Raw genomic sequence first — 10,914 nt, 5'->3', positions numbered from 1 at the left:
ACCCTCGTCCTCCGCACCGACACCAGCGGAAACCCCACCTTCAACCAACTCCTCACCCGCATCCGCGAAACCGACCTCACCGCCTACGCCCACCAAGACCTCCCCTTCGAACGCCTCGTAGAAGCCCTCAACCCCACCCGCACCCTCTCCCACCACCCCCTCTTCCAGACGATGCTGACGTTGCACAACACCGAGGGCGCGCAGGCGCGTTCGGAGGTCCCTCGGTTCGCCGGGCTCACTGCGCGAGTGGAGGGATCTGAGGGGGCTTCTGCTCGCTTCGACCTGTCGTTCGCGTTGGCCGAGCGGTTCGGTGCGGACGGTGCCTGCGAGGGCATGTCGGGCAGTGTCACGTACAGCACCGACCTGTTCGACCGGGAGACCGTGCAGGGCATCGCGGACCGGCTGGTGCAGGTGATCGGTACGGGTGTGGCCCACCCCAACCGGCCGATCGGGCAGTTGGAGATCCTCAGCCCGGCCGAACGGCAGTCGCTGCGCGAGTGGAGCGGGACGGCCGGGCCGGTGCCCGACGCCTCCGTGTCCCGGCTGGTCGAGCGGCAGGCCGCGCTGACCCCGGACGCGCCGGCTGTCGTCCTCGCCGGTACGTCCCTGACGTACGCGGAGCTCAACGCGCGCGCCAACCGGCTCGCCCGGCACCTCGTCGCGCGGGGCGCGGCCCCGGGCCGGTTCGTGGCGGTGGCGTTGCCGCGTTCCGTCGACCTGGTCGTGACGCTGCTGGCGGTCCTCAAGGCGGGTGCGGCGTACCTGCCGGTCGACCCCGGCTATCCGGCGGACCGGATCGCGTACATGCTCGACGACGCGGCTCCGGCGCTCACGGTCACCGAGCCGGCCACCGCGGACGAGCTGTCGGCGTACGCGGCCACCGATCTCGCGGACACGGAGCCGCGGACCCGGGTCCGCGGCGCACACCCCGCGTACGCCATCTACACGTCCGGGTCGACGGGCCGTCCCAAGGGTGTCGTGGTGCCCCGGGCCGCGCTGGGCGCGTTCCTCGACTCGGTGGGGCGGCGCTTCGCGCCGGGTGTCGGGGACCGGCTGCTGGCGGTCACGACGGTCGGCTTCGACATCGCCGGTCTGGAGCTGTTCCTGCCGCTGCTGCACGGTGCGACGGTGGTCCTCGCGGACGAGGGGACGGCGAAGGACCCCGCCGCGCTGCTGCGGACGGTCGTGGAGTCCCGGATCACGATGCTGCAGGCGACGCCCAGTCTGTGGCAGGGGTTGGTGGCCGCGGACCGCGGCGAGCTGGCCGGGGTCCACGTGCTGGTGGGCGGTGAGGCGCTGCCGGCAGAGCTGGCCCGGACGCTGGGCGGGCGGGCGCGTTCGGTGACCAACCTGTACGGGCCGACGGAGGCGACGATCTGGGCGACGGCCGCCGAGGCGTCGCGGCCGGGTCCCGCCGGTCCGGTCATCGGGCGACCGTTGGTCAACACGTCGGCGTACGTGCTGGACGCGGCGCTGCGCCTGGTGCCCGTGGGGGTTCCGGGCGAGCTGTACCTGGCGGGGGCGCAGCTCGCGGAGGGGTACCACCGGCGTCCGGGGTTGACGTCGGAACGGTTCGCCGCGGACCCGTACGGGCCGCCCGGTGCGCGGATGTACCGCACCGGGGACCTGGTGCGGCGGGAGCGGGACGGCGCGCTGCGCTACCTGAGCCGTGTCGACCAGCAGGTGAAGCTGCGCGGGTTCCGCATCGAGCTGGGTGAGGTCGAGTCGGAGCTGGTGCGGCACCCGGGGGTCGCGGAGGCGGCGGTCCTGGTCCGTGAGGACCGGCCGGGTGACCAGCGGCTGGTCGGGTACGTCGTCGCGGACGGGCCGGAGCCCGCGGCGGCCGCGTTGCGGGACCTGCTGCGGCGCAGGTTGCCGGAGTTCATGGTGCCGACGGCGCTGGTGTTCCTGGACCGGCTGCCGCTGACGCCGAACGGGAAGCTGGACCGGGCGGCGCTGCCCGCGCCGGACCAGGCCGACGGGTCGGTCGGGCGGGGGCCGCGCGATCCGCGCGAGGAGATCCTCTGCTCGCTGTTCTGCGAGGTGCTGGGCCGGAAGCGGGTCGGCATCGACGACAGTTTCTTCGACCTGGGTGGGCATTCGCTGCTCGCGAGCCGGCTGGTCAGCCGGATCAGGACGGCGCTGGGCGTCGAGCTGTCCGTACGGCAGTTCTTCGAGACGCCGACGGTGGCCGGGCTGTCGGGTGCGTCGGACGGGGCGTCCGGTGCGCGGGCCCCGTTGGTGGCGCGACCGCGGCCGGAGCGCGTGCCGTTGTCGCCGTCGCAGCAGCGGCTGTGGTTCCTGCGGCAGTTCGAGGGTCCGTCGGCGACGTACAACCTGCCGACCGCCCTGCGGCTGACCGGTGTCCTGGACCGGGAGGCCCTGGAGCGGGCGGTCGACGACGTGGTGGAGCGGCACGAGAGCCTGCGGACCGTCTTCGCGGACGACGAGCGGGGTTCGCACCAGATCGTGCTGCCCGCCGATCGGGTCCGTCGGCCCCTGCGGGTCACGGACGTGACGGCGGGGAACCTGGAGGAGCGGCTGGCGCGGGCGGCGGGTCACGTCTTCGACCTGACGGACGAGATCCCGTTCCTGGCCCGGTTGTTCCGGCTGTCGGACACGGAACACGTGCTGCTGTTGCTGATCCACCACATCGCCGGTGACGGCTGGTCGATGGCTCCGCTGGCCCGTGACCTCACCTCCGCGTACGCGGCGCGCGGCGCGGGCGGGGCTCCCGGGTGGGAGCCGCTGCCCGTGCAGTACGCCGACTACGCGTTGTGGCAGCACGAGCTGCTCGGTGACGAGGCGGACCCGGACAGCACCGCCGGTCTTCAGCTGGCCTACTGGAAGGAGGCCCTGGCCGGGCTGCCCGAGCAGTTGGAGCTGCCCACGGACCGGCCGCGTCCCGCGACGGCCGGCTACTCGGGGGACCGGATCCCGTTCACCGTTCCGGCGGCGTTGCACTCCCGGCTGGTGGAGCTGGCGCGGGCGGCGCACGCGAGCCCGTTCATGGTCGCCCAGGCTGCGTTCGCGACGCTGCTGACCCGCCTGGGAGCGGGTGAGGACGTGCCCATCGGGACGGCGGTGGCCGGTCGTACGGACGAGGCGACGGAGGACCTCATCGGGTTCTTCGTCAACACGCTGGTGCTGCGGACCGACACGAGCGGGAACCCGACCTTCCGGGAGCTGCTGAACCGGGTCCGTACCGCCGATCTGGCCGCCTACGCGCACCAGGACGTGCCGTTCGAGCGCCTGGTGGAGGCGATCAATCCGACGCGCAGCCTGTCCCACCACCCGCTGTACCAGGTGATGATCACCTTCAACAACACGGCGGACCCGGTGCGCGAGGAGGACCGCGGTCGTGTCCCGGCGGCGGGCGGTGACGTCCTGCGGGACGCGACGCGGCTGGCCGCGCGGACGGGCGTCGCCAAGTTCGACCTGTCGCTGACGCTCGGGGAGAGCCACGACGCGTCGGGCGCGCCGGCGGGGATGCGGGGATCGCTGGAGTACCGGACGGAGCTGTTCGACCGGGAGACCGTCGAGTCGATCATTTCGCGGCTGCTGGGCGTGCTCGGTTCGGTGACGGCGGATCCGGACCTGCCGATCGGCGGGATCGGTCTGCTGGATCCGGTGGAGCGCCGGCAGGTGCTGGAGGAGTGGAACGACACCGCCCGCCCCCAGCGGGAGGCGACCCTGCCCCAGTTGTTCGAGGAGCAGGTGGCGCGCACCCCGCTGCGTCCGGCGCTGTCGGCGGACGGGACGACCCTCACGTACGAGGAGCTGAACGCGCGCGCCAACCGGCTGGCCCGGCTGCTCGTCGGCGCGGGGGCCGGACCGGAGCGGATCGTGGCGCTGTGCCTGCCGCCGTCGGTGGACATGGCGGTGGCGGTCCTCGCGGTGCTGAAGAGCGGCGCGGCGTACCTTCCCGTCGATCCTTCCGCGCCGCCGGAGCGGGTCGCCGTGATGGTGGACGACGCCCGGCCGGTGTGCGTGGTCACGGCGGGACGGCTCCCCGAGGGGTTGTTCCCGGACGGGTTGCCCCGGCTGGCGTCGGACGGTCCGCAGGTGCGTGCCGAGGTCGCCGGGCTGCCCACCCACGACCTGGGTGACGCGGACCGCACGGGCCCGTTGTCGCCGTGGCACGCGGCGTACGTCATCTACACGTCCGGGTCGACGGGCCGTCCCAAGGGCGTGGTCGTGGAGCACCAGCCGGCGGTCAACTACCTCGCGGTGTCGACTGAGTTGTATCCGGGGGTGAGCGGGCACGCGCTGCTGCACTCGCCGTTGTCGTTCGACCTGACGGTGACCGGGCTGTTCGCGCCACTGCTGAGCGGCGGCTGCGTCCACCTCGCCGACCTGGAGGAACTGCACGAGCGGCACCTGGCGGGCGAGGTGCCCGAGGGCCTGCCGCAGATCACGTTCCTGAAGGCGACGCCGAGCCACCTGCCGCTGATCACCGAACTGCCCGGGGTGTACGCGCCGCGGGGTGACCTGGTGCTGGGCGGGGAATCGCTGACGGGTCGGGCGGTGCGCACCGCGTTGGAGGCGCACCCGGACATGACCGTGCTCAACGAGTACGGGCCGACCGAGACCATCGTCGGTTGCACGACCTGGCGGGTGGGTTCCCCGGAGGACCTCCGGGACGGGGTCCTCACCATCGGCCGGCCGTTCCCCAACACCCGGATGCTGGTCCTGGACCAGTTCCTCCAGCCCGTGCCGGCGGGCGTGCCCGGTGAGCTGTACGTCTCCGGGGTGCAGTTGGCGCGCGGCTACCTGGCCCGGCCGGGGCTCAGTGCCTCCCGGTTCGTGGCGAACCCCTTCGAGGGACCCGGTGAGCGGATGTACCGCACGGGTGACGTCGTCCGCTGGAACCGGCGGGGTGACCTGGAGTTCATCAGCCGGGTCGACGACCAGGTGAAGATCCGCGGGTTCCGGGTGGAGCTCGGCGAGGTCGAGTCGACCCTGGCGCGGCATCCCGGGGTGGCGGAGGCGGTGGCGGTGGTCCGCGAGGACCGGCCGGGCGACCGGCGGCTGGTGGCCTACCTGGTGGCCGCCGAGGGCGCCGCCGGGATCGCGGACGCCGAGGAGCTGCGGGCCTTCGTACGGGACGCGCTGCCGGACTACATGGTGCCGGCGGCGTTCGTCACGCTGGACGTGCTGCCGCTGACGGGCAACGGGAAGCTGGACCGCAAGTCGCTGCCCGCGCCCGACTACGGGCAGCGTTCCACGGGCCGGGTCGCGGGCAACGCGGTCGAGGAGCTGCTGTGCCGGCTGTTCGCCGAGGCCCTCGGACTGGAGTCCGTCGGCGTCGACGACGGCTTCTTCGACCTGGGCGGCGACAGCATCCTGTCCATCCAGCTCGTCAGCCGCGCCCGCGGGCAGGGTCTGACGATCTCCGTCCGGGACGTCTTCGAGCACCAGAGCGTCGCCCTGCTCGCCGAGTCCCTGGACCGGGCGGACGGGACGGGGACGGAAGGGTCGGCGGCCGAGGTGTACGGGCCGACCGGGCCGGTCCCGATGACGCCGATCATGGGCTGGCTGAAGGAGCTCGGCGGTCCGGTGGCTCCGTTCAACCAGTCGGTGGTGGTGTCGGTGCCCGCCGGCCTCGACGAGGACCGGCTGCGGGGCGCCCTGCGGACCCTCCTCGACCACCACGACGCCCTGCGCCTGCGGGTGGCCCCGGACTGGACGATGTCCATCCCGGAGCCGGGTGTTCCGCAGGTGGGGGCCGTGTTGACCCGCCACCGCGCCCCCGGGCTCGACGAGGCCGCGTTGCGCTCGACGGTCACCGATCTGGCGGCCGCCGCCCGCGCCCGGCTCGACCCCGAGCACGGCCGGATGTTGGAGGCCTGCTGGCTCGACCGGGGTCCGGAGACCGACGGCCTGCTCGTCCTGGTGGCGCACCACCTCGTGGTCGATGCCGTGAGCTGGCGGTTCCTCGTACCCGATCTGGCCGCCGCCCACGACGGCCGGCCGCTCGCCGAGGGCGGTACCGGCTGGCGGCAGTGGGCCGAGACGCTGCGCGGCCTCGCGGAGCGGCCGTCGACGGAGGCGGAGGCCGAGCACTGGCTCCGTACCCTCGACCACACGGCGACCCTGACCCTCGACCCGGTCCGGGACACGCACGCCGCGGCGGGCCAGGTCACCCTGGACCTCGACGCGGACACCACCGAGGCCCTCCTGACCTGGGTGCCGGGCGTCTACCACGCGGAGATCAACGACGTTCTGCTGACCGCGTTCGCCCTGGCCGTCGCCGACTGGCGGCGCACCCGGGGCGAGGACCCGGGCGCGCCGGTCGTCGTCGACCTCGAAAGCCACGGCCGGCACGAGCACCTCGCGGCCGGCGCCGACCTCACCCGCACCGCCGGCTGGTTCACCTCGATGCACCCGGTGCGGCTGAGTCCCCGCGTCGGTGGGGACTGGGCTCAGGTGTGGGACGGCGGCCCGGCGGCGGGCCGCGCCCTGAAGCAGGTCAAGGAGCAGCTGCGCGAGGTCCCCGGCGACGGCGTGGGCCACGGCCTGCTCCGGTACGTGAACCCGCGGACCCGGGAACGGTTCTCGGGGCTGCCCTCCCCCGAGTACGGGTTCAACTACCTGGGGCGGTTCACCGGCGGCCGCGAGGCCCGGGAGGGCGGGGCGGCGCCCGCGTGGAGCGTGGTGGGTCGGGGCGTGGCCGGGCAGCACCCGGACACCGTGCTCGGGCACCCCGTCGAGCTGGTCGCCGGCGCCCACGACACCGGGCACGGGCCGCGACTGCACTGCGTGTGGACGTACGCGGCGGGCGTGCTGACCGAGGACGCGGTCCGCGGCCTCGGTGAAGGCTGGTTCAGGGCGTTGAAGGCACTGGTGGAGCACGCCCGTCGGCCGGAGGCCAGTGGCCTGACGCCCTCGGACGTGTCCCTCACCTCGCTCAGCGCGGACGACATCTCACGGCTCGAAAGCGAATGGGGTTCCCTCTGATGGCCAAGTCAGGTCTGGAAGACATTCTTCCGCTCTCTCCGCTCCAGGAGGGAATGCTGTTCCACAACCTCTTCGACGCCGATGAGTTGGACGCCTACAACGTCCAGGTCTTCATCGAGCTCGAAGGCCGGGTCGACGCGCACCGGCTGCGCGGCGCCACCGCGGCGATGCTGCGACGGCATTCGAACCTGCGGGCCGCGTTCCGGCACGAGGGGCTCAAGCGTCCGGTGCAGCTGATCCCCCGCGAGGTGGTCGTGCCGTGGCGGGAGGAGGACCTGAGCGGGCTGCCGGAGGACCGGCGGGAGGCCGCGGCGGAAGGACTCGCCGACGAGGACCGCTGGACCCGGTTCGACCTGGGCAAGCCCCCGCTGATCCGGTTCACGCTGATCCGGCTGGGTGCGGACCGCCACCGGCTGGTGATGACGAACCACCACATCCTGCTCGACGGCTGGTCGATGCCGGTGTTGCTGCGCGAACTCCTCACCCTGTACACGGTGCACGGTGACGTCACCGCGCTGCCGCGGGTCCGCCCCTACCGCGAGTACCTCACCTGGCTCGACTCCCGCGACCGGGCGGCGGCCGAGGCAGCCTGGACGGACGCCTTCGAGGGGTTCGCCACCCCGAGCATCGTGGCGCCGGACCGGGGGGCCCTCACCTCGGCCCCGGAGCGGATCCACTTCGTGGAGGACGAGGCGTTCACCGCGGCGCTGACCCGGTTCGCCCGGTCCACCGGGGTGACCGTGAACACCACGATCCAGAGCGCCTGGGGGCTGGCCCTGGCCCACCTGACGGGCCGCGGCGACGTGGTGTTCGGCGTGACGGTCAGCGGCCGGCCGCCGGAGCTGCCCGGGATCGACACGATGGTCGGCCTGTTCATGAACACGCTCCCGCTGCGCGTGCGGCTGCGGCCGGCGGAGCCGCTCGCGGACCTGCTGCGCCGGGTTCAGCGCGAACAGGCCAGGCTGATCGACCACCAGTGGGTGGGGCTCGCGGACATCCAGCGCTGGGCCGGCTCCGGCGAGCTGTTCGACACGGCGATGGTGTTCGAGAACTACCCGTTGAACTCCAGCCGGGGCCGGCCGCCGGGCACGGACACCGCCGCGGACCTCCCCACCGTCCTGAAGATCCACTCCCGTGACCAGATGCACTACCCCCTGGGCCTGCTGGCCCTGCCCCGGGACAACATGCTGCGGTTCTCCCTCGGTTACCTGCCGGACCTGTTCACCGCCGAGCGGGTCGACGAGGTGATCGCCGTGTTCCGCCGCGCCCTGCGGGCCATGGTCGAGGAGCCGCAGGTGCCGGTGGGCGCCGTCCGGCTGCTGGACCCGGCCGTGCGGCGCACGGTCCTGGAGGAGTGGAGCGGCTCCGACTACGAGCGGGCCCCCGAGCTGTTCACCGACCTGTTCGAGGAGCAGGTGGCGCGGACCCCGCACGCCCCGGCCCTGATCGCGCCCGACGACACCCTCTCGTACGCGGACCTCAACGCGCGCGCCAACCGGCTGGCGCGGCGCCTGGTCCAGCTCGGCGTGGGCCCGGAACGCCTCGTCGCGATCGCCGCGCCGCGCTGCGCGGACCTCGTCGTCGGCATGCTCGCCGTCCTCAAGGCCGGTGGCGCCTACGTGCCCGTCGACCCTGCCTACCCGGCCGACCGGATCCGGCACATGATCGAGGACTCCGATCCGGTGCTCGTGCTCACCACCGCCGAGGTGGACGCACAGCTGGGCCGGGAGAGCGGCGCCCCGCTCACGTTCGTCATGGACGACCCGATGCTGCCCGGGACGCTGCGGGAACACTCCGCGACCGACGTCCGCGACCCGGAGCGCGCCGCGCCGCTGGCCCCGCACCACCCGGCCTACGTCATCTACACCTCGGGCTCCACCGGCCGCCCCAAGGGCGTGCTCGTCGAACACCGGGCCCTGTCGGCGTTCGTCAGGCACTGCCGGGAGACCCAGGCACCCGATGTGTCGGGCCTGTCCGTGATGCAGGCCTCGGCGTCCTTCGACCAGAGCGTCGGCTCGCTGCACGCCCCGCTGATCAGCGGCGGCTGCGTCCGGCTGTCGGACCTGGAGAGCCTCGCCGAGACCGCCGTCGCCGAGGATTCGGACTTCCTGCGGGCCACGTTCATGAAGGGCACGCCGTCGCACCTGGCACTGCTCGCGACCATGCCGGAGCCGGTGTCCCCGTCCGGGCTGCTCACCCTCGGCGGGGAGCAGCTCCTCGGCGAACACCTCTCACCGTGGCGCGAGTCGAGGCCCGAGGTGACCCTGGTGAACGTCTACGGCCCGACCGAGGCGACCGGGCACTGCCTGGAGCACTGGATCCGGCCCGGGACCGAGGTGCCGTCCGGGCCGGTGCCGATCGGCACCCCGCACCACGGGGTCCGGCTGTACGTGCTGGACGCCGGGCTGCGTCCGGTGGGCCCGGGCGCCGACGGCGAGGTGTACCTGGCGGGGGCGCAGCTGGCGCGCGGGTACCTGGGCCGGGGCGGGCTGACGTCCGAGCGGTTCACCGCCAACCCCTTCGGCGGCCCCGGCAGCCGCATGTACCGCACGGGTGACGTCGCCCGCTGGAACGACGACGGGAAGCTCGTCTTCGTCGGCCGCGCGGACGACCAGGTCAAGCTGCGCGGGTTCCGCATCGAGCTGGGCGAGATCGAGTCGGCCGTCGCGGCCCAACCGGGCGTGCTCCAGGCGACCGTCCTGCTCCGCGAGGACCGGCCGGGCGACCAGCGCCTGGTGGCGTACGTGGTGCCCGACCGCACGCTGTGGAACGAGGGCGCCGCGCAGGCCGGGCTCGCGGAGCGGCTGCCCGAGTGGATGCTCCCGTCGGCGATCGTCGTCCTCGACGCGTTCCCGCTGTCCCCGAACGGCAAGCTCGACCGCAGGGCCCTGCCGGAACCGACGTGGACGGTGCGCTCCGCCGGCCGGGCCCCCCGCAGCCCGCGCGAGGAGATCCTCGTCTCCTTGTACGCGGAGATCCTGTCCCTGCCGCACCTGACGATCGACGACAGCTTCTTCGACCTCGGCGGCCACTCGCTCCTCGCGACGCGCCTGGTCAGCCGCATCCGCACCACCCTCGGCGCGGAACTCTCCATCCGGCAGCTCTTCGAGACCCCCACCATCGCCGGCCTCGCCACCGCCCTCGACCAGGCGGTCGACGCCCGCACCCCCCTCACCGCACAAGCCCGGCCCGATCGCATCCCCCTCTCCTACGCCCAGCAGCGCCTCTGGTTCCTCCACCAACTCGAAGGCCCCAGCCCGACCTACAACATCCCGACGACGCTCCGGCTGACCGGTCCGCTCGACGCCGGCGCCCTCGAAGAGGCCGTCAACGACCTGATCGGCCGGCACGAGATCCTGCGCACCGTGTACGCCGAGGACGAGCAGGGCGCGCGTCAGGTGGTGCTCGGTCCGGAGCGTTCACGTATCGCCCTCGTACGGGCCGACACCACCGAGGCGGACCACGAGCGGGACTGCGCTGCGGCGGCCCGGCACGCGTTCGACCTGACGTCGGAGATCCCGGTCCGTGCCTCGCTCTTCCGCATCTCCGACGAGGAACACGTACTCCTCCTCCTCATCCACCACATCGCCAGCGACGCCTGGTCCCGCACCCCCCTCGCCCACGACCTCACCACCGCCTACACCACCCGCACCACCAACAACTCAGCCCCCACCTGGAACCCCCTCCCCGTCCAATACGCCGACTACGCCCTCTGGCAACGCCAACTCCTCGGCAACGACACCAACCCCACCAGCACCGCAGCACGCCAACTCACCCACTGGAAAAACACCCTCACCGGACTCCCCGAACAACTCGACCTCCCCACCGACCGACCCCGACCCCCCACCACCACCCACCACGGCGACCGCATCACCTTCACCATCCCCACCACCACCCACCAACAACTCACCGAACTCGCCCGCACCACCAACACCACCACCTACATGGTTCTCC

General features: G+C 73.0%; 2 protein-coding genes. Both read left to right on the top strand.

From position 1 onward, the window contains the following. Nucleotides 1–60: 60 nt before the first annotated feature. A complete protein-coding gene (locus ACFVS6_RS42550; protein WP_389711917.1) occupies nt 61–6,960 on the top strand; it encodes an amino acid adenylation domain-containing protein in 6,900 nt (2,299 codons plus the stop codon). Beyond that, nucleotides 6,960–10,914 (top strand): amino acid adenylation domain-containing protein (locus tag ACFVS6_RS42545; protein WP_389711916.1); only part of this gene is annotated, 3,955 nt, incomplete at its 3' end. The genes ACFVS6_RS42550 and ACFVS6_RS42545, both read left to right, overlap by 1 nt.

Source organism: Streptomyces sp. NPDC057939, from assembly GCF_042887545.1.
Classification (GTDB): domain Bacteria; phylum Actinomycetota; class Actinomycetes; order Streptomycetales; family Streptomycetaceae; genus Streptomyces.
The sequence above is the reverse complement of the archived record's forward strand: the minus strand, read 5'-3'. Positions and strand labels throughout refer to the sequence as shown.